This is a genomic window from Limnoglobus sp. (assembly GCF_059499385.1).
Genome location: NZ_JCABYM010000123.1, coordinates 1 through 22,719 on the forward strand (window position 1 = coordinate 1; position 22,719 = coordinate 22,719).

General features: G+C 70.3%; 20 protein-coding genes. 4 read left to right on the forward strand and 16 right to left on the reverse strand.

Annotated features, from left to right (window positions below; all coding sequences use genetic code 11):
- Positions 1 to 208: 208 nt before the first annotated feature.
- Positions 209 to 1,816 carry a hypothetical protein gene (locus AC5JJ2_RS21995; RefSeq protein WP_495860186.1) on the forward strand — a complete coding sequence of 536 codons (1,608 nt, stop codon included), beginning with the start codon at positions 209 to 211 and terminating at the stop codon, positions 1,814 to 1,816.
- 86 nt (positions 1,817 to 1,902) lie between these two features.
- On the opposite strand, the gene AC5JJ2_RS22000 is transcribed toward AC5JJ2_RS21995, so the two are convergent.
- The 3 genes from AC5JJ2_RS22000 to AC5JJ2_RS22010 all read right to left on the reverse strand — a co-directional run bounded on the left by AC5JJ2_RS22000 (position 1,903) and on the right by AC5JJ2_RS22010 (position 4,924).
- The gene (locus tag AC5JJ2_RS22000; protein ID WP_495860205.1) at positions 1,903 to 2,451 is read right to left on the reverse strand and encodes an MgtC/SapB family protein; all 549 of its coding nucleotides are present in this window, start codon (positions 2,449 to 2,451) and stop codon (positions 1,903 to 1,905) included.
- 2 nt (positions 2,452 to 2,453) lie between these two features.
- Positions 2,454 to 3,182, reverse strand: coding sequence for a glycosyltransferase (locus AC5JJ2_RS22005; protein ID WP_495860187.1), 729 nt, complete (start codon positions 3,180 to 3,182; stop codon positions 2,454 to 2,456).
- A 206-nt stretch (positions 3,183 to 3,388) separates the two neighbouring features.
- Positions 3,389 to 4,924 carry a WD40 repeat domain-containing protein gene (locus tag AC5JJ2_RS22010; RefSeq protein WP_495860188.1) on the reverse strand — a complete coding sequence of 512 codons (1,536 nt, stop codon included), beginning with the start codon at positions 4,922 to 4,924 and terminating at the stop codon, positions 3,389 to 3,391.
- Positions 4,925 to 5,053: 129 nt separating this feature from the next.
- Here AC5JJ2_RS22010 and AC5JJ2_RS22015 point away from each other — a divergent pair, with 129 nt between their 5' ends.
- The gene (locus AC5JJ2_RS22015; RefSeq protein ID WP_495860189.1) at positions 5,054 to 6,409 is read left to right on the forward strand and encodes a hypothetical protein; all 1,356 of its coding nucleotides are present in this window, start codon (positions 5,054 to 5,056) and stop codon (positions 6,407 to 6,409) included.
- Positions 6,410 to 6,411: 2 nt separating this feature from the next.
- Here the strand turns inward: AC5JJ2_RS22015 and AC5JJ2_RS22020 are convergent, their stop codons facing one another.
- From AC5JJ2_RS22020 to AC5JJ2_RS22045, 6 genes are all read right to left on the reverse strand, one after another.
- A complete protein-coding gene (locus AC5JJ2_RS22020; RefSeq protein WP_495860190.1) occupies positions 6,412 to 7,278 on the reverse strand; it encodes an ATP-grasp domain-containing protein in 867 nt (288 codons plus the stop codon).
- Between the two features lie 34 nt (positions 7,279 to 7,312).
- Positions 7,313 to 7,723 carry a type II toxin-antitoxin system VapC family toxin gene (locus AC5JJ2_RS22025; protein ID WP_495860191.1) on the reverse strand — a complete coding sequence of 137 codons (411 nt, stop codon included), beginning with the start codon at positions 7,721 to 7,723 and terminating at the stop codon, positions 7,313 to 7,315.
- Positions 7,720 to 7,953 carry a hypothetical protein gene (locus AC5JJ2_RS22030; RefSeq protein ID WP_495860192.1) on the reverse strand — a complete coding sequence of 78 codons (234 nt, stop codon included), beginning with the start codon at positions 7,951 to 7,953 and terminating at the stop codon, positions 7,720 to 7,722. The genes AC5JJ2_RS22025 and AC5JJ2_RS22030 overlap by 4 nt, the downstream gene beginning before the upstream one ends.
- Positions 7,954 to 7,970: 17 nt before the next feature.
- Positions 7,971 to 9,365 carry a Gfo/Idh/MocA family protein gene (locus tag AC5JJ2_RS22035; RefSeq protein ID WP_495860193.1) on the reverse strand — a complete coding sequence of 465 codons (1,395 nt, stop codon included), beginning with the start codon at positions 9,363 to 9,365 and terminating at the stop codon, positions 7,971 to 7,973.
- Positions 9,366 to 9,504: 139 nt separating this feature from the next.
- Complete coding sequence (locus AC5JJ2_RS22040) at positions 9,505 to 10,077, reverse strand: hypothetical protein (protein ID WP_495860194.1); 573 nt, start codon at positions 10,075 to 10,077, stop codon at positions 9,505 to 9,507.
- Between the two features lie 51 nt (positions 10,078 to 10,128).
- On the reverse strand, positions 10,129 to 11,922 hold the full coding sequence (locus AC5JJ2_RS22045; RefSeq protein WP_495860195.1) for a serine/threonine-protein kinase: 1,794 nt from the start codon (positions 11,920 to 11,922) through the stop codon (positions 10,129 to 10,131).
- Between the two features lie 160 nt (positions 11,923 to 12,082).
- Here AC5JJ2_RS22045 and AC5JJ2_RS22050 point away from each other — a divergent pair, with 160 nt between their 5' ends.
- Both AC5JJ2_RS22050 and AC5JJ2_RS22055 read left to right on the forward strand, forming a co-directional pair.
- A complete protein-coding gene (locus AC5JJ2_RS22050; protein WP_495860196.1) occupies positions 12,083 to 12,349 on the forward strand; it encodes a hypothetical protein in 267 nt (88 codons plus the stop codon).
- Positions 12,350 to 12,378: 29 nt separating this feature from the next.
- A complete protein-coding gene (locus tag AC5JJ2_RS22055; RefSeq protein ID WP_495860197.1) occupies positions 12,379 to 12,981 on the forward strand; it encodes a dCTP deaminase in 603 nt (200 codons plus the stop codon).
- A gap of 38 nt (positions 12,982 to 13,019) precedes the next feature.
- Here the strand turns inward: AC5JJ2_RS22055 and AC5JJ2_RS22060 are convergent, their stop codons facing one another.
- The 7 genes from AC5JJ2_RS22060 to AC5JJ2_RS22090 all read right to left on the reverse strand — a co-directional run.
- The gene (locus AC5JJ2_RS22060) at positions 13,020 to 13,550 is read right to left on the reverse strand and encodes a hypothetical protein (RefSeq protein WP_495860198.1); all 531 of its coding nucleotides are present in this window, start codon (positions 13,548 to 13,550) and stop codon (positions 13,020 to 13,022) included.
- A 2-nt stretch (positions 13,551 to 13,552) separates the two neighbouring features.
- On the reverse strand, positions 13,553 to 14,191 hold the full coding sequence (locus AC5JJ2_RS22065; RefSeq protein ID WP_495860199.1) for a sigma-70 family RNA polymerase sigma factor: 639 nt from the start codon (positions 14,189 to 14,191) through the stop codon (positions 13,553 to 13,555).
- A 24-nt stretch (positions 14,192 to 14,215) separates the two neighbouring features.
- A complete protein-coding gene (locus AC5JJ2_RS22070; RefSeq protein WP_495860200.1) occupies positions 14,216 to 16,150 on the reverse strand; it encodes a Uma2 family endonuclease in 1,935 nt (644 codons plus the stop codon).
- Complete coding sequence (locus AC5JJ2_RS22075; RefSeq protein ID WP_495860201.1) at positions 16,147 to 17,448, reverse strand: FG-GAP repeat domain-containing protein; 1,302 nt, start codon at positions 17,446 to 17,448, stop codon at positions 16,147 to 16,149. The genes AC5JJ2_RS22070 and AC5JJ2_RS22075 overlap by 4 nt, the downstream gene beginning before the upstream one ends.
- A 3-nt stretch (positions 17,449 to 17,451) precedes the next feature.
- Positions 17,452 to 18,051, reverse strand: coding sequence for a Uma2 family endonuclease (locus AC5JJ2_RS22080; RefSeq protein WP_495860202.1), 600 nt, complete (start codon positions 18,049 to 18,051; stop codon positions 17,452 to 17,454).
- Between the two features lie 141 nt (positions 18,052 to 18,192).
- The gene (locus AC5JJ2_RS22085) at positions 18,193 to 21,429 is read right to left on the reverse strand and encodes an AAA family ATPase (RefSeq protein ID WP_495860203.1); all 3,237 of its coding nucleotides are present in this window, start codon (positions 21,427 to 21,429) and stop codon (positions 18,193 to 18,195) included.
- A 114-nt stretch (positions 21,430 to 21,543) separates the two neighbouring features.
- Positions 21,544 to 22,719: hypothetical protein (locus AC5JJ2_RS22090; protein WP_495860204.1), on the reverse strand; the 1,176-nt coding region annotated here is incomplete at its 5' end.

Consider the following 22,719-nt stretch of genomic DNA (forward strand, 5'->3'; position numbering starts at 1 on the left):
TAGTAGTAGGCACACTCCGTGTGCCGTCGCGAATTCGAGTCTTCGAGAATTCGCGAAAGCGTTTGCCGGCGGGAAGGTTTCGCGGAATCTCGAAGACTCGATTCCGCGACGGCACACGGAGTGTGCCTACTACTATGCGTGCTTCCCCTTGAAGTTACCCGATCCCCCGGCAATTTCCACTTCGGTTGCGGCGTCGTATCACACCGTCATGCGCCTCCCCGCTCTGGTCGTCCTGCACCTCGCGGCCCTCGCCGTCGGCACGTACGCGGCCTTCCGCCCCACGCTCGACAGCAACTTCGCCCGGATGCAGACCGACCCCGGCGACACCGTCCTCAACCACTACATCCTCGAACACACCTGGCGGGTCGTCAGCGATCCAACGTACCCGCACACGCTCTGGTCGCCGCCGTTCTACTACCCGACGACGCTGGTAATGAGCTACTCCGAGAACATGCTCGGCGTCGCCCCCGTCTACTGGGGCCTCCGCACCGTCCTTCCGACGGACCTCGCGTACCAGGTCTGGATGATGGTGTTGAGCGGGCTGAACTACGCCGCGATGTCGGCCGTGCTGGCGTGCGTCCGAATTCGAGCCGGCGAGCGGCTGCCGCACCTGCTCGTCGCGCTCGGCGGGTTCCTGTGGGCGTTCGGGCTGCCGGTGCAGGCGCAGCTGAACCACCAGCAGCTCATCGCCCGGTTCTGGATGCCGGCGGCCGCCGCGTGCGCCTGGCAGTTCGCCCGCGACCCGTCGGCCCGGCGGCTGAACCGCGTGTTCCTCTTCCTGTTCCTGCAAACGCTGACGTGCGTGAACGCCGGCTGGTTCCTGACGTTCGGCCTCGGCGTGTTCGTCCCCGTCGCGGTCTGGGTCAACGGCACGGGGCCGGAGCTGCGGGAGCGCCTGAGGCGGTGGCGGGCGCTCGGCGTCGTCGCGTGCTGGGGAATGATCTTCGTCGCGTTCCTGATGCCGTACTTCCTGGCGAACTACGACTTCGGCCGGGCCTACGACGACTGCGTCGAGCACATGCCGACGGTCTGGTCGCTCTTCGCCGGGCCGCCGGACTCGCGGTGGTATCACACCGTCCGCGGCGTCCGTAGCCTCGTCGGCACGGAGACGTTCTTCTTCAGCGGGTTCGGGTTTTACTTCCTCTTGCTCGCGGCGGCCGTGGCCGTGCGGGCGCGGCGGCACGCGGTCGAACTGGAACCCGCCGCCCGCCTCGCGACGGCCGGGTTCCTGGCGGCGCTCGGGCTGCTGCTGCTGACGCTCAACTACGGGTCCGGGGTGTCCGCGTGGTGGGTGCTGCGGCTCGCGCCGGGCGGCCTCGGCATCCGCGCCGTCGGCCGGGTGCAGATGGTGATCTACCTGTTCCTCATCCCGGCCGTGCTGATCGGGTTCACGCTCTGGGTGCAGGGCCGGCTCCGCGCCGGGCCGGCCCGGTTCGTCGCGTTCGCCGTGGCCGTCGGCGTGGTGGCGTTCGAGCAGACCGGGCACGACGGGGAGAGCTTCGACAAGGCGGACGTGTACGGGGTCGCGGCGCGGGCGGCCGAGCGGTTCCGCGGGGCGGACGTGGCGTACTACACGATCCCGGAGGACGAGCACCCGCTCTACCCGTCGCTCGTGGCGATGTGGGCCGGGATGCTCGCGGACGTGCCGGTGGTGAACGGCTACTCCGGCCGTCGGCCGCCGACGTTCCCGGAACTGGAGCGGCTGACCGACGCGGACGTGAAGGCGTGGCTGGGGCCGGCGTTCCGCGGGAAGACGCTGGTGGTCGTGGACGCGACGAAGTCCCCGTGGCAGGTCCGGCGGCACGTGCTGGAGTGAACGCGCACGGTATGTTCGCCGAGGTCGGGCCGGTGATACCTGGGACCGCGGGCGTCCCGCCCGACCACCTCCCCCGGCCACGGGGATCAGTCTTTAGCGGTGGGGGGCGAAGCGGGCGGGACGCCCGCGGTCCCGGGGGCCGCCGGCCCGCCCGCCCCGTTCGGCGGCTCGGTCCACCGGGCGAGCCGCGGCAGCCCGGCCAGGATGCCCACCGCCAGCGCCGTGCTGAGCACGGCCGTGGCCTCGCGGCCCAGGCCGGCGGCCACGCCGATGGCGGCCGTCAGCCAGATGCCGGCGGCCGTCGTCAGCCCCTTCACGCTCTCGTCCGAGTTCCCCTTGATGATGCTCCCGGCGCACAGGAACCCGACGCCGGCGACCAGCCCTTGCAGCACCCGCGTCAGGTCGGCGTCCGACACGCCGGCCTGCTGCGGCACGAGCACGAACAGCGCCGCCCCGAGCGCGACGAGCATGTGCGTCCGCATCCCGGCCGCCTTCCCCTTCGACTCCCGCTCGTACCCCAGCACGCCGCCGAGGACGGCCGCCAGCGTCAGCCGGATCGTCACGCGGGTGACCTGGGCCGCGCTCGGGAGGTCGGAGAATTCCTCCTGAAGCGTCCGGCCGATTTCTTGGAACACGCTCATGGGGTGGGTTCGACTTTCGGTAAGGGGTCGCGGGCGGCCGGGCCGTACCAGACGTCCAGCCCCTCGCGGCGGCGGAGGGTGTGCGGGTCGAGGATCGCCCACCGCCACGCGACGTCCAAGATTTGCCACACGGAGAACGCCCGCAGCTTCCGGCCGGACGTCACGACCGTCGGGACCGGGACGGCGAACCGGCCGCGCTTCTTCAGCGCCGCGATGAACACGGCTTCCTCGGCCGCAAAGTACGTCTCGTCGAACCCGCCGACGGCGTCGAACGCCTCGCGGGTGCAGAACAGGAAGCACCCGCCGAGCAGCTTCAGGAACCGGGCGAAGAAGACGGCGACCGGGTACGCGCAGGCGGCCCACAACGGCAGCCGGCCGTCGAACGTGAACACGCACCCGCCGCCGACGGCCCCGCGCCGCAGTTCCCGCAGCCCGGCCCGCACGGCCGCCGGGTTCGCGAGCGTGTCCGCGTCCACGAAGAACAGCACGTCGCCGGTCGCGGCCCGCGCCCCGGCGTTGCGGGTGGCGGCGATCTGCCGGTTGTTGACGGCGATGACGGCCGCCCCGCGGTCGGCCGCGACGGCGGCCGTGCGGTCGGTGGACGCGTCATCGACGACGACGACCTCGAACGGCTCACCGACGGCGCGGGCCGCCGCGGTCACGGAGTCGATGGTAGCGGCGACGTTCCGCTCCTCGTTGTGCGCGGGGATGACGAACGAGATCATGCGGGGATTTCCGTAGGTCGGCCGAGCCGAGGCCGACCACCTTCACGCATCCGTAACATCAACGCATTGCAACGGCGAGCGTCGCGGCGTGAGCGCGACGTGCCTCGGGCACGCGGAGGCACGTCGCGCTCACGCCGCGACGCTCGCCGTCGATACGGTAGAACGGTCCCGGTGCGAGGGAGGTGGTCGGCCTCGGCTCGGCCGACCTACTTCATCCGCCCCCGCGCGGCGGCCGCCTCTTGCGTCAGGAACGCCCCCTTCGCGCCGGCGGCGTACTCCTTCAGCGCGTCCGCCGCCGGCGGGCCGATCATCTCCAGCGCCTGCACGGCCCGGTACGCCCGCAGGTAGTCGCCCTCCAGCTTCCGCCGCGAGCGGGCCGCCGTTTCGAGCAGCGTCTTGATCGCCTCGGCCGCCTCCGGCGACGCGTCCTTCGCCGCCGCCTGCTTCAACTCCGCCGCGGCCGCGTCGGCGACGACCGCCAGCTTCTTCGCCGCCGCCTGCCGCTCCGCGAACGCCGGGGCGCTCAGCGCCTTCACCAGCACCGTCACGTCCGCGGCCGTCGGCGACGCGACCGGCTTCAGCTTCTCGCGGATGAGTTTCATCGCCGCGGTCGGGTGGTCGGCGAGGCGGTACGCGGCCCGGAGCGCCGTCGTCGCGTCCGGCGACACAAGATCATTCCAGCACGCGGCCGCGTCGAGCGTTGCCGGCGGCGTCGGGTCGAGGGCAGCGCGGAGGTCGTGAATAAGGGTTTGGCCGCCCCGCCGGATGAGGGCGACTCTCCGGCCGTCGTCGGAGATGACGACCCGCGAGTCGGCCGCCTCGTCCTCGCTCACGACGCGGGCGAGCGGTTGGCCGAACCGCGCGTCGTGGATCGTGACGGTTTCCGGCTTCAACGACGTTTCGAGCGCGAACAGCCGGCCGTCCGGTGAGAACCCGCGGAACGGCGGGACCTTCCAGTCTTTCGACAGGTTGGTCGAGAACAGCGGTTGGAGCGAGTCCGTGTCGTAGACGCCGATCCGGTCCGGGCGGGCCTGGCGGTGATCGACCATGACGACGGTGCGGCCGTCCGGCGAAATCGCCCACGGGTACGGCCGGCTGTTCTCGCGGAGTTCCAGCGTCGTCCGCACGGCGTTCGCCCGGTAGTCCCACACGCGGACCTCGTCCAACTCGAACCCCTCGTAGTACGCGACGCCGACGCCGGCCGCGGGCGAAACGACGGCCTCGTCGCGGATGAGCGCCCGCTCGCCCGTGCCGAACTGCGTCGGCATCTGCACCGGCGGGTCCGCCGCCTTGCCGTCCGCGCCGATGCTTTGCAGGACGTGCCGGTCGGTGAGGACGCGGAGCGTGTTGCCGTCCGGGGCGAAGGCGATGCGAAGGATGCCCTTCGCCGGCGGCGCGACGTGCCCGACGGGGAACGCCTTCACGTCGTTCGTGGTGCGGTCCCAGACGCGCAGGAGTCGGTCGCCCTCGAGGACGGCGATTCGCCGGCCGTCGGCGCAGCGGGCCAGCAACACAGCCGACAAGCGGCCGGCATCCGTCGGCCGCGGCATCGCGGCGACTTCCTTCTGCTTCGCCCAATCCCAGACGCGGACGGTTCGCTCGTCCGCCGTCGCGACGTGCTCGTTCCCCGGCAGCCACAGCACGGCGGCGGCGGCCGGCAGCTTCGCCACCACCGGCGCGGCCGGCGGGTCGGCGGCCGGGACCGCGACCGCGAGCAGCACCACCACAACGAGACTTCGCACGGCTCTCCTCCGGTTGCACCCTGGGGCATTCTCGCAGAAAGGCCGGCGGGGTTAAACCCCGCCGCTCGCCGATTGCCCCGTTCGCGCTCGACGGGTACACTCGCGACACCTTCCTTCAAGGACGCCGTCATGCTTACCCGCCGCGAAGCCCTTGCCGTTGCCGCCGCCCTGCCGCTCGTCGCGCGTGCCGCGGACCCGCAGCTGCACGTCAGCACGTTCGAGGCCGAGGTCACGCCGCCGGTCGGCCACCCGTGCATGGGCGGCGGCATCGCCCCGGTCAAGGAAGTCCTCGACCCGCTGTTCGCCCACGGGTTCGTCCTCACGGGCATGGGGAAGCCGGTCGCCGTCGTCACCGCGGACTGGTGCGAGATCCGCAACGGGGCCTACGACCGGTGGCGGAAGGCCGTCGCCGACGCCGTGGGGACCGATCCGGTTCGCGTGCTGCTGAACGCCAACCACCAGCACGACGCGCCGATCGCCGACCTGGAGGCGCAAGAACTTTTGGAGAAGCACAAGGCCGGTGCGAGCGTCTGCGACCTCGCCTTCCACGAGAAGGCCGTCCAGCGCGTCGCGAAGGCGGCAAAGGATTCACTGGCGAATCTGAAGCCGATCACGCACGTCGGCGTCGGCACGGCGCGGGTCGAGAAGGTCGCGTCGAACCGGCGGTACGTCCGCGACGGGAAGCCGTTCTACAACCGCACGAGCGCGACCCGCGACGAGGCGACCCGCGCCGCCGAGGAGGGGACGATTGACCCGTGGCTGAAGACGCTCTCGCTGTGGAACGGGGACACGCCGCTGGTCGCCCTGAGTGCCTACGCGACGCACCCGATGAGCTTCTACGGCAAGGGCGCGGTGACGGCCGACTTCGTCGGGCTAGCCCGCAAGCGACGGCAGGCGGACACGCCGGGCACGCCCCAGATGTACGCGTCCGGGTGCAGCGGCAACGTGACGGCCGGGAAATACAACGACGGCTCGCCGGACAACCGCCCGGTCCTCGCCGGCCGGGTGTACGACGCGATGAAGGCGGCGTGGGCCACGACCAAGAAGCACCCGATTCAGATGGCGTTCCGGTCCACGACGCTGACGCTCGAGCCGCGGAAGTCGGCCGGGTTCTCCGAGGACGAACTGCTGAAGCGGCTGACGGCCGGCCCGCGGCCGTTCGACCGCTGCCTCGCGGCGCTCGGCCTGAGCTGGAAGCGGCGGTGCGACGCGGGCCGACCCATCGACGTGCCGGTCCTCGATTTCGGCGTCGTCCAGTACTTGCTGCTGCCGGCCGAGTCCTACGTCGAGTTCCAACTCGCCGCCCAGGAACTGCGGCCGAATTCCACCGTGATCGTGGCCGGGTACGGCGAGTGCGGTCCCGGCTACATTCCCATCGAGCGGGCGTGGAAGGAGAGCGACGCGAACCTGACCGACTGGTGCTGGGTGGCCGAGGGCAGCGAGGCGAAGATGCGGGCGGCGCTGGCGGCGGTGCTGAAGGAGTGACATCACGAGTCGAGTTCGGGCACGGTCGGCCGGGGGAACCACTCGCCGAACCCCCACGGCCGTCCGCCGAGCCGCGACCAGAACGCCTCGGCGATTCGCCGGTCGATCTCGCGTTCCAACGCCGGCAGGCCGAGGTCGCGGTCGACGTGGTTGAAAAGCCCGTCCGTGCCGACTTCCAGCACGACCCACTCGCCGGTCGGCCGCCGGAGCAAGTCGGCGCAACCGAACGAGTCGAGCAGCCCCACGGCCGCCAGCGCCGCGCGGGCGGCGACGGTCGCCTCGGCGGGGGCCTCGCCGGCCGCCTCGTACCGCGCCCCGCGGGCGTGGGCCACCCACGGCGACGGCCGCACGCCCTCCGGGAACCGACGGACGACCCAACCGAACGGCTCGCCACCGGCGGCGTAGGTACGGTACACCTCGGGCCGGTCGAGTCGAATGAATTCCTGGACCACGAGCGGGCGGGGCCAACTCCTCGGCAACCCCAACCCCGGCGTCAGCCGCCGGTGGCCGGACGCCCCGCACCCGGTCGGGAACTTGACGCACCACGCCCGGTCCGGGTTCTCTCGAATCAGTTCCTCGGCCTCGGCCAACGTCCCGAGCAGTCGCGTTTCGGGAATCGGCACTCCGGCCGCGGTGAAAACATCGGCCAGCCGCCGCTTGTCCGCCGCGATTTGAATGGAAGGATACGGGATGAACGATTCCACCCCGTCGGTCGGGTTCCACTCGTCGGCGAACAACAAGTAGTTCGTCCGTCGTGGGACATCGGACACGTCGAGCCACAGCGCCCGGCCGAGCCGTTCGGCCATCGCGGCGAACGCCCACGCCCCGCTGCCGCCGTTCAGCACGCAGCACTCAGAGGCCGCCGTCACGGTTGGAAGTTCCTGTGTGGAAGTACACGAGGGCCTACGGAATCTGCCAGTCCTCGAGTTTCAAGCCCGGCACGCGGCTAAATTCATTGGTGTTGTGCGTCACCAGTGTGAGGCCGTGGGCGCGGGCGGTGGCGGCGATGAGGGTGTCGTTCGAGCCGATCTTCTGGCCGATGCCGCTCAGGTAGGCGTGAATCTGGCCGAAGTGGTCCGCACAATCCTCGCCGAACGGCACGAGCCGGAACGTCCGACGTAACTGCCCGACCGCGAAGAGGCTTTTCGCCAAGTATGCGGGGTCGCCGTGGTAGGCCCCATACATCAACTCGCCGAGGGCGATGGTCGAGAGGCCGAGGTTCGCGGGCGGGTGGGAATTGACTCGGGCGATGAGCTGCGTGTTCTTCCCGCGGATGTACGCGATCCAGGCGTTCGTGTCGAGCAGGTGCGTCACAACGGATCCCGCTCCTGCAATTCACCCTGAGGGGGGCGGACGAAATTCGGATCGGTGATCGACCCGGCCAGCCCGCGGGCGACGGCCTGCTTTTCCTCGTCCGTTTCCGGGATTTTGTACTGGGCGACTGCGATGTCAACCTCGCAATTCGCCAAATGCTCCCCCATAGGCACTTCGAGCCGCAGGACGCCGTCCGGTCCGACGCGGGCCGTTAAGAGTTTCGCCGTCATGTTCATTCCCTCCCAATTCAGACCCCGATCCCCATCGGCTTCGCCTCGCGGCGGTCGCGGTCCCACGTCAGCGCCATCCCCAGGCGGCTCGCGTCCCAGCCCATCGCGAGCAGCGTCACGGCCGCGGCCCCCAGGTCCGGCGGGCAGAGCGTGTCCCGGCTCCGCTTCCGCACGCAGTCCAGGAAGTGCGTCCACAGCGCCTCCGTCTCGTTCCGTGGCGCGTCCACGCTGAAGCGCTCCGTCGGCTCCAGCGGCTTGTCGTGCCGCTGCGGGAGGACGCCGGCCTTCGCCGGGTCGTCCCGGTACAGGTGGACGCCGCCCTTCACGAACTTCACGTTCCCGTGCCGGCCGCGGATCACTTCCTCCAGCGGGTAGCCGCTGATCGTCGTCGCGGTGAGCAGCATCTGTGTTCCTTCGGTGAAGTCGGCCACGACCGTCGCCACGTCCGGGACGTCGCGGCCGTCGCGCTCGAGGAACAGCCCGCCCGCGCCGACGACCCGGTGCGGGAACCGCAGCCCGCTCGCGGCCAGCAGCTTCGTCGCCGGGTGAATCAACAGGTCCGAGATTGGGCCGCTACTGAACGCGGACTTGCACCGCCACTGGGCGAACGTGCCGCGGTCGAACGGCATCGCGCCGGGCGGCGGGCCGAGTTTCACGCCGTTCACGTCGAACCGGTGGCCGAGGAACAGATCCCACGCGACCGTCTTCGAGTTCATCTGCTCGACCGTGCGGTAGAACCGCCACTGGCCGCGGGCGTCGTTGCGGAACGCGCCGGCTTGCAACTGCGCGATGTGGCCGAGGTCGCCCTTGCGGATCAGGTCGTTCGCCGTCCGCCAGGCCGGGTCGGCGAGGCCCTGCACGCCGACGACGACCACGCGGTTCGCCTTCGCGGCCGCGTCCGTCACGGCGACCGCCTCCGTCGGGGTGCGGGCCATCGGCTTCTCGACGTACACGTCCTTCCCGGCCGCCAGCGCGTCGAGCGTCTGCCGCGCGTGCCAGTGGTCCGGCGTGCTGACGCACACCACGTCCACGTCCTTGCGGTCGAGCAGTCGGCGGTAGTCCTTCACCACCCGGTCCTTGTCGTTCGCGGCGAACCCGCACTTCGCGGCCGACGGGTAGAGGCCCTGCGAGTACCGGCGGGTCGTCGTGGTCCCGGCGAACGTGTGGGCGTACTCCTCGTCGAGGCCGTCCCACACGTCGCACACGCCGGCGGGAACGACGCCGTGCGTCGGGCCGAGCTTGAGGATCAGGTTGATGTGCGCCTGTGCGCGTGCCCCGCAGCCGAGGAACGCGACGCCGAGCCGGTCGTTCGCGCCGGGGACCTTCGCGTAGCTGTCGGCGGACAGCGTGAGGGCCGCGGCCACGGTGGTGGCCCGGATGAACCGGCGGCGGTCGGGGGTGGGGTGCGTCATGATGATTAGATTTTACAGGAACCCGGAAGGTTCCGCACATAGTAGTAGGCACACTCCGTGTGCCGTTTCCTTCCTGCCGCGGTGAGTTCGTCCGAGTCGCTGCGACACTCAGCGGACGGCACACGGAGTGTGCCTACTACTATGGGCCGAACGGCCACTTCCGCCCGACGGTCCGGTAGCCGCGCTTCGCCTTCGCCATCTGCTCCGGCTTCAGCCGCCGCTCGCACGCTTCGAGGAACCGCGCCACGCCGGGCACGAGCGTCGGGACGTGGAACTCGCTCCCGCCCGCGAACTTCAGCACGAACCATGCGTTGAGCGCCGAGTATTCGAGGACCGTCACCTGCTCCCACGGGTGCGCGAACTTCCCCTTCCACGGCGAGCGGCAGTCGAGGCCGGCCGGCGACGTGGTGAGTTGGAACTTGAACGCCTCCCACACGAGCAGAACCCCGGCGACGCCGAGGACGGCGGCCGCGACGATGATCGGGAACAGCGTGGCGTTCGACCGCGGCGGGAAGAACAGCAGCCACAGCCCGAACACGAGCGGGGCGGCGAAGAAGACGACGACCGCGAAGAGCCGCAGTAGCTTCCCGTGGCGGAACGTGAGGGTGTCGCCGTCGGCGCGGTACGGCGGCGCGGCGCGGGCGACGCCGAACAGCAGCCACACGAACCCGAAGCCGAGGAGCGCGACGAGCGCGAGGACGAGGAGAGGCATGGCGTTAGTGTAGCGGCGAGCCGAGCGGCGTAAGCCGCCGGGTGGGGCGCGTTACCCGACTCCTGACGGCGTTCGGCTCGCCGCCGTTAGCTGCACCGCCCGCTTCCGCTGGCGGTAGTACTTCAACCCCGGCACGAAGAACGACACCGCCGACACGACGCCGAACATCAGGTGCGCGTACCGCGGGACCGCGGCCATCAGCACGGCCACGGCGAACGTCAGCGCCGCGTAGATGTAGAACCGCCCGGACAGGATGCCGGCCTTGAACACGAACACCATCCCGGCCGCGACCGCGATGGCCGGGGAGAGCTTCAGCACCGGCAGCTCCGCGACGACCTCGATCACGAACATCGCGATGCTCGCGAACACCCCGGCCGCCCACGCGTGCGCGATCTGCTGCTCCACGAACAGCACCGGCCCGGCCCGGCGGCGGAGCTTCCACAGGATCGTTCCCCACGTCGCCAACCCGACGCCCCACGTCAGCAGGTAGTACAGGTGCGACTCGACGCCGGCCCACGACATGACCTGCGTGACGAGGCACAAGAGGAAGATCATGAGGCTGTGCCACATCCACAGCACGCCCCAGTTTTCCAGTACCTCGGCGTGGTGCGTCTCCCGCAGCAGCCGCGACACGACGTACCCGATCCCGCTCGGCCGGGACGAGATCGCCTCGCCCGTCAGGTACGCTTCGAGGTCGTCCGCCAGCGCCTGGGCCGACTCGTACCGCAGCCCCACGGGCTTCTGCAGGCACTTCAAACAGATCAGCTCGATGTCGCGGTCGAGCGTCGGGATCAGGCTCCGCGGCGGGACGGGTTCCTGTTCCAGCACGAGCAGGATCGTGTCCCACGCGGACGACGCGCGGAACGGCGGCCGGCCGGTGAGCAGCTCGTACAGGATCGCGCCGAGGGCGTACACGTCGGCGGCCGGCGTCAGGTCCTTCCGCCCGGTCGCCTGCTCCGGGGCCATGTAGCTCGGCGTGCCGACGATCGCCCCGGTCCGGGTCAACGACGCGCCGGCGTCGATTCGCTTGGCGAGGCCGAAGTCGCTCACCTTCGGGGAGAAATCCGAAATCCGAAGTCCGAAATCCGAAAGAAGAGAAATGCCCGACTCGGCCTCCGTTTTCCTTTCGGATTTCGGACTTCGGATTTCGTGCTTTCCCGCAGTACTTCGGATTTCGGATTTTCCTCCCAGCAGGATGTTCGACGGCTTCAAGTCGCGGTGCAGAATGCCCTGGTCGTGGGCGTGCTGGACGGCCCGCGCGATGGCGGCGACGAGCCGGGCGGCGTCCCGCGGGGCGAGCGGGCCGTGCTTCGTCAGCCGCTCGGCGAGCGTCCACCCGGCCACGTACTCCATGCACAGGTACGCCTGCCCGTCGGCCGTGCCGACCTCGTGGACGGTGACGATGTTCGGGTGCTTCAGCCGGGCCGCGGCCTCGGCCTCGGCCCGGAACCGGGCGCGGTCGGCGTCGGACGCCAGGTGCGCCTCGCGGACCATCTTCAGCGCGACGGTCCGGTTGAGCGACTTCTGGTTCGCCTTGTAGACGACGCCCATGCCGCCGCGGCCGAGTTCGGCGAGCAGCTCGAAGTCGCCGAAGTCGCGGGGCAGGACGGCCGGCGTGGTGTCGGTGGATGGCGGCGTGAAGGGAATGGTGGCGGTGGACCGGGCGAGGTCCGCGAACTGGGCGATGGCCCACAGCTCGCGGAGTTCGGCCGCGAGGTCCGGGTTGGCGGCGGCGGCGGCGGCCACGTCCGGCGTGCGGCCGGCGCGGGCGTCGTCGCCGAGGGCGGCGAGCAGCGCCGCGAGGCGCTCGTCGGGGTCGGCGAGTTGTACGGAGGAGGAGGACAAGGATCGTCACCCGCTCGGGCCGAAGATTTCTCGACGCCGTTCGGCGTCGGGTATACTGTACAACGTACATCGCCCCCGAGACTGGCGTAGACAACACTCCTGAATCATGACACATAACCTCCTCGAACAACAGAATCGGACCTCCACGGAAGGTGTCCCGATGCAAGCGTGGTTGCGCTGCCGGATCGGCCCCGGCCAGTTCCCGGACGAGTTCGCCGTCGGCGGCACGAAGCACGACGGCCGCCCGTTTTCCCTGTTCGCCCCGCAGCAAACGGTTCAGAGCCTGGAGGGGGCAGACCGCGGCGAGGCCCTCGTCCGCGTCACGGTCTACGAGAAGAAGGGGAACCTCGTCCTCGTGAAGCTGCCGCAACAGACGTTCGAGAACGGGTACTTCATCACCGTCCGCGACGACCAACTCGCGAACTGAGCGGCCGGTCGGACCGAGGCGTCGCCCGCATGATCCTCGCGAACATCGAAATCTACAAGGCCCTGGACGCGGGGCGGATCGTCATCGTGCCCGAGCCGCTGCCGCGGCTGAACGAGCCGGGCCAGGAGTCGCCGTTCGACACGCACTCCGTCGACGTCCGCCTTTCGCCGAACCTCTCGATCCCCCAGGCCGGGACGTACAGTTTCGACCTCGACGGGCCGAGCGAGGGCTTACGGTTCTCCGAGTTCGTGGCCCGCGTCTCGGGCAAGCACGTCATCGGCGACAACGGGTACGCCCTCGCCCCGAGCAAGTTCGTCCTGGGCCGGACGGTCGAAAAATTATCGCTCCCGATCAAGCACGCACAAAACGTGAGCGAGGGCGTGTGTTACGCCGCCCGGTTCGAGGGGAAGAGCAGTCGCGCCCGGACCGGGCTGTTGGTTCACTTCACCGCCCCGACGATCCATCCGGGGTTCGAGGGGACGATCACGTTGGAGATCATCAACCTCGGCCCGGTGCCGTTCCTCCTCCGGCCGAACATGCCGATCGGACAGTTGATCTTTGAAGAAGTGCGGGGCCTTCCGATCGAAAAAGCGAGTCAGTTCCAGGGCCAATCCACGCCCGAAGGGAAGTGACGGCGGACAAGGGAGATCATCGGCCGGCTTCCCTGCGTCTACAGTTCGACCGTGCCGTCGCGTCCGAGCAACTTGGTCAGCAAGTCACCGGCCGTGTCGGAATCCGGGCGTTCGGACATCGGGATCAACAAGGCCGACGGGATGGACCGTCGCGTGTCGAGTAGCAGCGACCACTCGTCCCGATACGTTCCGATCTGGTGAACCAACGTCGTGCAATGCGGGTATGCCTCGCTCGTCGGGGTCTTCTTGCCGAAGAGTCCGCCGAATCGCGCGAACAGGCCCCGGTCCCGTTCGTCGAACCATCCGGGCAGCGGCAGGAATTCACACGTCTCGCGAAAGACCGCCACTAATTGCTCCCAGAGTGCCGGGGATTCCACCGGAACCAGCGTGTACCAAGACAGGGTTCCTTCCTCCGAGGGACAACAGTACCACATCTGTAACAGCGCGCTGCTCGGCTCGAACCGGAAGGCTCTGGCCCGGTCGCGGGCCGCCATCAGCAGGACGAAATGCAGGAGCTTCCGAACGGCCGGCTCGCCGGCGAACGCTTCGACCGTCGGCGTACGAAACATCGTCACTCCTCCTCGGACTTGGCCCCGTCCGGCACGAGGGCCGCCTTCAGCCGCCGCACGGCCCGGAGGTAGCGCATGCTCGCGGCCGCTTCCGTCAGCTCGAGGGCCGCCGCCACCTCCTGGTTCGACAGCAGCTCGTGGTGCCGCATCAGAATGATCTCGCGGTCGTCGTCCTCCAGCGCGTTCACCGCGTCGGCCAGCTTCCGCTGCAGCTCCTTCTGGATCGCCTCGCTCGCCGGCGTCCGCTCCGTGTCCACGAACTGCTGCGCGAAGGAAACCGACGACTCGTCGGCCCACGCCGGGCGGTCGATCGCCTGCTCCTTGTCGATGCTCCGCCGTTGGGCGAGCCGGTGGCGGCGGTGCGTGTCGATGATCCGGTCTTGGGCCAGGTGCCGCAGCCAGAGGTGGAACGGCATGTCCGGCTTCTTCAGGTACTCGGCCAGCCGCTGGTTGGCTTCGAGGAGCACGTCCTGGACGATGTCGGACGCGTCCACCCGCTTGGCGAGGGCCGGGTCGAGCCGCAGGCCGATCATCCGGCGGAGCGGCTCGCGGAACTCGCCGAGCAGCGCGTCGGCCGCGCCGGCGGCCTGCCTCTCGGCGGCGGAAAGGAGCTTGTCGGTCTGTTCGGGGGTCGGCCACATGATGAAGGGATTGTAGCCGAAGTGTCAGCGGAAGAGGTCCGCGACCGGGCAGGAGAAGCCCGGCGGGGCGGCGTCGCCGGCGAGCGTTTGCGTGACGTTGAACAACACCGGCTCCGCGTCCGGCCGGTAGACGGTGACGGTCCGGTGTCGTGGCTCGATCACCCACGTCAGCGGGACGTTGCACGCGAGGTAGTCTTCGACCTTGTTCATCACCTCGTCCTGCGTGTTGCTCGGCGAAAGAATTTCGACCGCGAGTTCCGGCGGGCCGTCGTAGAGGGTCGTGCCGGTGTCCTCGTTCGTCGTCACGTCCGGACCGAAGTACGCCACGTCGATGCCGACGGTCGTTCCGCGCTCGCGGTTGAGGATCGCCCCGACTTCCCCGCACGCGACTTCGCCCCGTGGGTCCGGTTGCTTCTCCAACCAGCCTTCCAAAAGGTAACTGACCCGAACCATTAACCGGCTGTGGACGCGATTCCGCTTGGTCATGATTTCGCGCTCCCAGAGCTTGCCGCGGATCAGCATCCGCCGCTTGCTCTTGTCCTCGGGCAAGGCCAGGAACTCGTCCACCGTCATGAACTTCTCGGCCGTCGCGGTCGCCATGACCATCTCCCGTGCGGGTGTATCCAGAATTATGACGCCTCGCGGCTGCGGGAGCAACCTCACCGCGCGGGCGGCGCGGCCGTGGTCCGGGTTCAGCTTCAAACATCGCTCGTAGGCAGCGCGAGCGTCGGCCGGGCGGCCGGCGAGGCGGTGGGCCTCGGCCAGCTCGAACCAGGCGTTCGCGGACGCCGGGTCGGCTTCCGTCGCGTGGCCGAGGGCCGTCGTCGCCTCGTCCCAACGGCCGGCGTCCACGGCCGCGATCCCGGCGGCGAGGTGCGCCCGCGCGGGGTAACGCTTCGCCTTCTCCTTGTCGCCGAGCCGCTCGTGGGCCGCGGCTAGGTCCTGGAGCAGGTCGCGGCCGCCCGGCCCGGACGCGAGGGCGGCGGCCCGCTCCCAGGTTGCGACGGCTTGCTGAAGTTGCCCGCCCGCTTCCTCGGCCTGGCCGCGCCGCCAGAGGGATTGCGCCGTCGGCCCGCCGCGGTCCACGACCTCCGTGAGGATGCGCAACGCCTCCGCCCGATCACCCTGGGCGAACCGCACGTCGGCCAGCTTGTCCGCGACCTCCGGGTCCCACCGGGCGGCGAGCGCGGCCCGCAATTTCTCCTCGGCCGCGGCCGCGCGGCCGGCCTGGAGGTCGCGGCCGGCGTCGCGGAACAGCCGGGCGTGGCCGACGCCGCTCGCCCGGCCCATCACCCAATCGACCTCCGCGTCGAACGGCGTCGGCAGCGGCCGCGGCCGCCGGGCGAAGGCGTCCGCCAGTGCGGTCGTATTCTCGTTCCGAAGGACCGCGAGCCGCAGCCGCAGCGCGACCGGCGGGTAGGCCGTCGGGAACTCGGTCGCCAACCGGCCGGCCTCGGCGTCCGCCTGCCCGGCGAGGCGCGCCAACTCGAACCGCGCGCCGGGCAGCGGCTGCGCCTTCGCGAACGCTTCCGCCGCGGCGGCCGCATTCTCCAGTCTCAGGTGGTTCCGGCCGACGTAGTACCAGCAATCCTTCGCCCGCGGGTGGTTCGCCGCGGCCGCGGCCCGGTATTCCGCGTTCGCATCTTCCAGTAACCCGAGCCGTTCCAGCGCGAAGGCGTGCTTGAAGTGCCGGTCGGCCGTCGGGTCGAGCGCGGCCGCGCGGGTCAGGCACGCCGCGGCCTCCGGGTAGAAGCCGGTCGCCAGGTACGCCTCGCCGAGGTTCCCCCAGCCGTCGGCCGTGGTCGCGGCGGCGGCGAGGTCGCGGAACTCGGCGGCCGTGACCGCATCGACGGCGGACGGGTCCGGGACGGGGGGGTGAAGGGCGTGGACGTGCCGCCACACCAGCCACCCGCCGACGAGCAGCTCGGCCGCGATTGCAAGGGCGAGGGCGCGGGTCACGGCTGGCCCCCCGCGACCCACAGCGTCAGCCGGCCGACGCGGTCGCGGGCGTCCGGCGTGTACAGGTTCAGCGCCCCGGCGACGATGTCCGGCCGGCCGTCGCCGGTCAGGTCGCCGGCCGCGACGGTCGCGAGGTTGATCGGCCGGTCGGCGATGGTCGTCGGCGTGAAGTTCTGCCGCCCGTCGTTCGTCAGCAGCACGAGGCCGGCGGCCCAGGCCCGGTGCCAGTCGTTGAACATGCAGGCGAGCACGACATCCACGTCGCCGTCGCCGTCGAAGTCCGCGGCCGCCGCCCCGTACACGCCGCCGACGCTCGCGATCCGCGTCGGCTCGAACTTGCCATCCCCCACGTTCCGTAGCCAGACGCAGCCGTGCCACGGCTGCGGGTAGTGGCGGTTCACCTCCAGGTTGTCCCCGGCCGCGAGCAGCAGGTCCGGCTTGCCGTCGCGGTCGAGGTCCGTCGGCACGAGGCCGACGCCGCCGAGGTCGAAGTTCAACGATTGAAACACGCGGCGGGGATGGAACCGCCCTTTCCCGCCGTTCTCGAACACCCAGACCTCTTCGTGTTCCTGCGACACGAGGGCGGCGATGTCCGGCTTGCCGTCACCGGTGAAGTCGGCGATCGGGACGTGCGACGGGCCGTCGGTGGCGAGCAGTTGGTGGTCGCGGAACCGGCCGCCGCCCACGTTTTCGAGCCAGAGGATTTCGCCGTGGTGGTAGCCGAACACGGCCACCGCGAGGTCGGTGTCGCCGTCGCCGTCGAGGTCCGCGGCCTGCACGTCAGACACGCGGCGGACGTTCTCCAGCAGCACGCGGTTGACGAACTTCCCGCCCGCGTTCTCCAGCCACACGACCCGGCCGACCCGCTCGTCCGTCGGCAGCACGCTGTCGAGGACGGCGACGATCACGTCCGAGTCGCCGTCGCCGTCGAGGTCCGCCGGCGTGGCGGCGGCGGGGGCGCTCACCTCGTCGCCGAGGGAAACTTCGTCCCACTGGCCGTTGCCGAGCGAGCGGTACCAGAAAATACGGTTCCGCTCCGCGTCGCACGCCAGCACGTCGAGCCGGCCGTCGCGGTCCAGGTCGGCGATGCGGACGTTCGTGATCCGCGGCCGCAGCCCCGGCTCCGGGCCGAGCGTCTGCCTCGCGAACGGCAGCGGGCACGGCGGGAAGTGCGAGACGGGGCTAACGTGCGTCGGCAGCGTTGGCGCGGGGACGGCGACGAGCGCGACGCCGACGGCGGCCGGGACGAGCACGGCCGCGGCGATCAAGCCCCACTGGAGGCGGGTGGGTTTGGGCATGGGCTACGGGCGTTGCGGCGGGGGCGGGGCGGGCGGGAACGTCACGCCGCGGTACACGTCCGCCATCGGGACCTCGGCCGGCACGGTGGCGAGGGCGAACGTGTCGGCCAGCTCGGTGAACGCGCGGAACACCCACGTCCCGTCCGGCTGCCGGACGTACCGCTCGACCAGCGGCTCGTCCTGCGCGACGAGGACGTACTCCTGGAACGACGGCAGTTGCTCGTAGTGTCGGAATTTCGTCCGCCGGTCGTACCGCTCCGTCGAGTCCGACAGCACCTCGACGAGGACGCGGGGGTTCGTCAACGTGTCGCGGTCGTGGTCCGCGTACTCCGGCTCGCCGCAAACGATCACCACGTCCGGGTAGGCGTACAGCCCGGTACTCGGGATTAAGACCCGCTGGTCGCTGGAGAACGACTGACACCGGCCGCCTTTGATTCGGCTGCCGATTTCGATGGCGAGGTTCTCCTTCACCCGGTTGTGCTCGCGGCTGGCCCCGGCCATCGCGAACATCTCGCCGTCGAAGAACTCGCTCTTGACCGCGGCCGTCCGCTCGAGGGCCAAGTACTCGGCCGCCGTCAGCTTGCGTTTCGGAACCGCGGTCATGGCCGTCTCCGAGGGGTGGCGACATTCTAGCAGGCGGCCCAAAGTAGTAGGCACACTCCGTGTGCCGTTTGCTGTCGGTCGCAGTGACTCGGATGAACTCACCGCGGCAGGAAGGAGACGGCACACGGAGTGTGCCTACTACTATCGCGGCAGCGCCGCGAGGGTGAACGCCTGGAACGCCTCGGTCGTGTACGGGACGGTCACCACCAGCCCGGTCCGCACGTCGATCATCGGCTTGTTCTCCGGGTACAGCCGCACGATCAGGCCGAAGGCGTGCGGGTCCGACGGCGTCGCCGCCGGCGAATCGACCACGTCCACGCGCACCGGGACCGGACCGCCGTGCCGCGGCAGGAACAGGTGCGTGCCGGCCTCCGTGATCGCCAGCGCTCGGGCGTGGACGCCGGAGACGGACATCGCGTAGTCCTTCGCGCCCGCCGGTTGGGGGAGGGTTTTCACCTCGACGCCGAGGGCCGCCGTCCATGCGTCCTGGTAGTACCGGACGAGGTACTTCGCCTGGTCGCCGCCGCCGAAGTCGCGGATGAGAAAGTACGTCGGCCGGTCGTCGGCCGGGGCGGTCGCCATCATCCTGGCGAGGGCCAGCTGCTGCTCGACTTCCACTATCTCGGCGTCCTCCTCGATCGACTGCGCGTTCGCGAACAGTTCCTCGACGGCCTCCTCCATCCCGGTCGCCGAGAGGAGAATCCGCAGGACCATGTGGCCGTCCGACTTGAAATTCTTCGGGTCCGGAACGATCCGGTACCGCGGCCGGCGGCCGAGGCCCATCGAACTCAGGCCCTCGATTCTTGCCATCCGCTCCGACTCGGCCCGCTCGTCGATGGCGTCGAGCCGGTCCACGACGGCGTCCAGCCGCTCCTTCACGGCGAAGTACCGCTCCTGCTCCGGCGTCACCGTCCCGCCGAGCGGGCCGCGCGGCCGGATCGCCGCGAGTTGCTCCGAGATTCGCTCGAACAAATCGTGGCAAGCGTCGAGCCGCTCCTCGCGGGTGCGGCCGGTCACGGCCTCGACCTTCGGCGCGAAACCGGGGGAGCCGACTTCCACTGACAGCCCGGTGTCAGCGGCCCGGACGGTGACGATGGTGAACTCGTCCACGGCCAGGGCCGAGAGCCTCGCCGCGGCCGGCTTCGTCAGCTCCCGTTCGACGGCCCGCTTCATCGCCCGCGCGCCCAGGGCCGGGTCGTACCCGGCGTCGATGACGCGGCCGACGGCTTCCGGCGTCACGTTCATCACGCACTGCCGCTGCCCGAACCCCTCGCGGGCCAGCACCTCGCCGACCAGCCGGCGGGCGATCCGGCCGAGCTCGTCCCGCGTCAGCTTGCGGAACGGGATCACGCGGTCGAGGCGGTTGAAGAACTCCGGCCGGAAGAACTTCTCGGCCGCCCGCGTGTACGTGCCGTCCCGCTCGGCCGGGGCCGCGAACCCGAGGTTGCCCTCCGCCTCGCGGACGCCGAGGTTCGAGGTCATGAGGATGATCGCGTTCGTGAAGTCGGCGGTCCGGCCGAGGGCGTCCGTCAGCCGGCCCTCGCCGAGGACTTGCAGCAGCACGTCGAACACGTCGCGGTCGGCCTTCTCGATCTCGTCGAGCAGGATGACGGCGAACGGCTGCCGCCGCACGGCGGCGGTGAGCAAGCCCTCCGGCTGCGCGAACGTGCCGACGAGCCGGGCCGCGGAGCCGGGCTGGTTGAACTCGTTCAGGTCGATGCGGAGCAGCCGGTCGGCGTCGCCGAACAGCACGCGGGCGGCGGCCTTCGCGCACTCCGTCTTGCCCACGCCGGTCGGGCCGAGGAACAGGAACGACGCGAGCGGCCGGTCCGGGTCGTTCAGCCGGGCCTTCGCCACGCTCACCACGTCCGCGAGCGCCTCCACCGCCTCCGCCTGGCCGATGACGTGCTTGGCGAGTTGGTCCCGCACGTCGTCGCGGTCGAGCCGCTGGTTCGGGTCGAGGAACGCGAGCGACAGCCCGCTGCGGGCCGCGAGGTCGGCGAGCACGGCGTCGCGGTTCACGACCGGCCGGGGCGCGAACAGCGTCCCGTGCTGCTCCGTCGCGTCCGGCTTCGCGACGGCCTGCCGGACGGCCAGCCGCGTGAGGATGGCGGCCGCCTTGCCGGGGAACGCGGCGGCCCGGTCGTACCGGCGGGTCAGGTCGATGACGGCCGGCAGCGCGTCGAGCGCGAACGCGCAGCCGTGCTTGCCTTCCAGCCGCCGCTGCTGGTCGATGAGGACGCGGAGCGTGTCCGCGTCCGTCGGCTCGCGGATCGGCAGGACGTGGAACAGGTCGGCGAACCCGCGGTCCCGCTCCTGCAACACCCGCAGTTGTTCCGGCGAGATTTCGCCCAGCACGCGGACGGTCCGCTGTTCGAGGTACGGCTTCAGCACCATCGCGGCACTCAGCGACGACTGGCTCGTCTGCCCGGCGAAGAACAGGCCGACGAGGTCGTCGAAGTAGAGGACGTGGCCGCGCTTCTTCGCGTGCTTGAGGATCGCGAGTAGCCGCCCTTCCCACTGGCCGACGTAGGACATGCCGGAGATGAGCCGCTGCGGGGAGACGAGCCAGACGTTACCGCGGTGGGCGTGCTTCCGCTGCCTCTCCCGCACGCGGCGGAAGACGGCCTCGTGGACCACGGCCGTCTTGCCGCCCTGCCGCGGGCCGACGAGCAGCACCGGCCGCCGGTCGCGGGAATCGAGCAGCCGCGCGAGGTCCTTCACCTCCTGGTCGCGGAGGACGGCGCGGTCGAGTTCGTCGGGATAAAGCTGGTCGAGGCAGCGGCCGACGCGGCGCAGTTCCGTCGCGCCGTCCGGCGTTCCCTCGCTGCCGAGCATGAGGAACGGGTGCTTCGGCTGCTTCGGCACGGCCAGCCGCGTGCGGGCCGACACGTCCAGCGATTGCACCCACGCCTTCCCGGTGAGGCCGACGCTCTCGGGCTTCACTGTCTCCGATTCGTCGGCGTCGCGCTCGACTTTGCGCCAGTACGCGGTCAGCACCTCCGTGGCGCGGGCGTCGAGCTTCTCGCCGCGCCGCACCTCGAACCAAAGGTCGGGCACGGCCGTAGCGAACGCGAGCCGCCGGCCGAGGTGGTCGAAGGCGACGACCAGGTACTTTACGGCCGCGACGCGGCGGCGGAGTTCGGTCTTCAACGCGAGCCGGTGGACGCTGACCGGTGGGGTGAACGCCCACGTCGCGAGGTCGTCGTGTCGGGCCTCCTTGCCGAGCGATTCGAGCCGCTCGACGAGGTCGCGGTTGAGCTTGGTGAAGAGGCGGTTGAGGTTGTAGTCGTCGCGGGCCGGGCGGTCGAAGAACAGTGGGCGCGCGGCGTAGCCCGTCTTCGTTTGCGCCACGACGATGGGGATGCGGAAGAGCATGAAAACAGCGCTTCTCGTTCAGCAGAGGCTAGCGAGCCGAGCGGCGTAAGCCGCCGGGTTAACGTCCCTCACCCGGCGGCTTACGCCGCTCGGCTCGCCGAGAACTCGTGCGGATCACTCCAAGATCATCTGCGTCAGCCGGACGCGGACGGTCAGGTCCACGGCCGCGGCCAGCACCGCCGGGAACGCGGCGCCCGGCATCATGAGGGCCGGCGTCGGCCGGACCTTCTTCCAGTCCGCGTCGAGGGCCGTGCCGGTCTTGCGGTTGAAAATCCGCCGGGCCACGTCGCCCTCGATCGCCCCCTTCCGCGTCAGCCTCTCGTCCGGGACGAACGCCTCCAGCTTGTCGGAGGTCGCGAAGGCCAGCGCGTGCGGCGTGTCCGCGTCCGACCGGTCCGGCTTGTCGAACTGGTGCCACCCGCCCTCCGCCGAGAACCGCAGGTGCGAGCCGGGACCGGTGAACTGAAGCGCGAACCCGATTACGTCGTCCTTCTCGGAAGGATCGAAACCGACGGGGACGGGTTCGCGCCAGAGGATCAGCTTGTGCGGCCAGTCCCGCTTGTGGAAGAGCTTGTCCTCGTGCCAGTAGCTCTCGGCCTTGTGCCCCTTGTGGGCCTGCGGCGGCAGTTTGTCCGGGTGCTTCACCAGCGGGTGCTGGCCGGGCAGCCGGTAGCGGACGCACGTCATGACGAACTGATGCGTTCGTGCGATTTCGCGGTAGCCGGTCACGAGGTCGGCGAGCGTCGTTCGCGACTCGGCGAACAGGTGGAGGCAGACCTGCTGACCCTTCGGCTCGTTCAGCGCGTACAGCCGGAGGAGCAGCTTGTCCCATTCGGCCTCCGCAGCGCGCAGGCAGTCCGGCAAGTCGCCGGGCGGGGCGTCGGTGTGGAACGCGACGAGGGCGGCGTCTTCGAGCGCAACGACTTGCTCCCGTTGCCGGACGATCTCGGCGTGGACCTCGCGGAGGCGGCCGAGGTCGGCGAGCACGGCCTGCAGTTCCTTGCCGAGGTTCCGGCCCCGCTTCTGTTTCGCGAGGATGCGGGCCTCGCGGTGGAGCAGCTGCGTCACGTCGTTCTCTAGCTCGCGCACGACGGTCGATTGTTGAAGCAGCTGGTGCCACCGCCGCTGGTTCTGCGCCGCGGTCGCGTGCGGGCCGAGGTCGGCGGCGGACGCGGGCTTCGCGCCCTGCACGGGGCGGACCTTCACGACGACGGCCGACGGGCCGTGGGTTCGGAGGTCTTGGCTTTGTTCCCTCCCCCCTTGGGGGGGAGGGTTAGGGAGGGGGGTGAG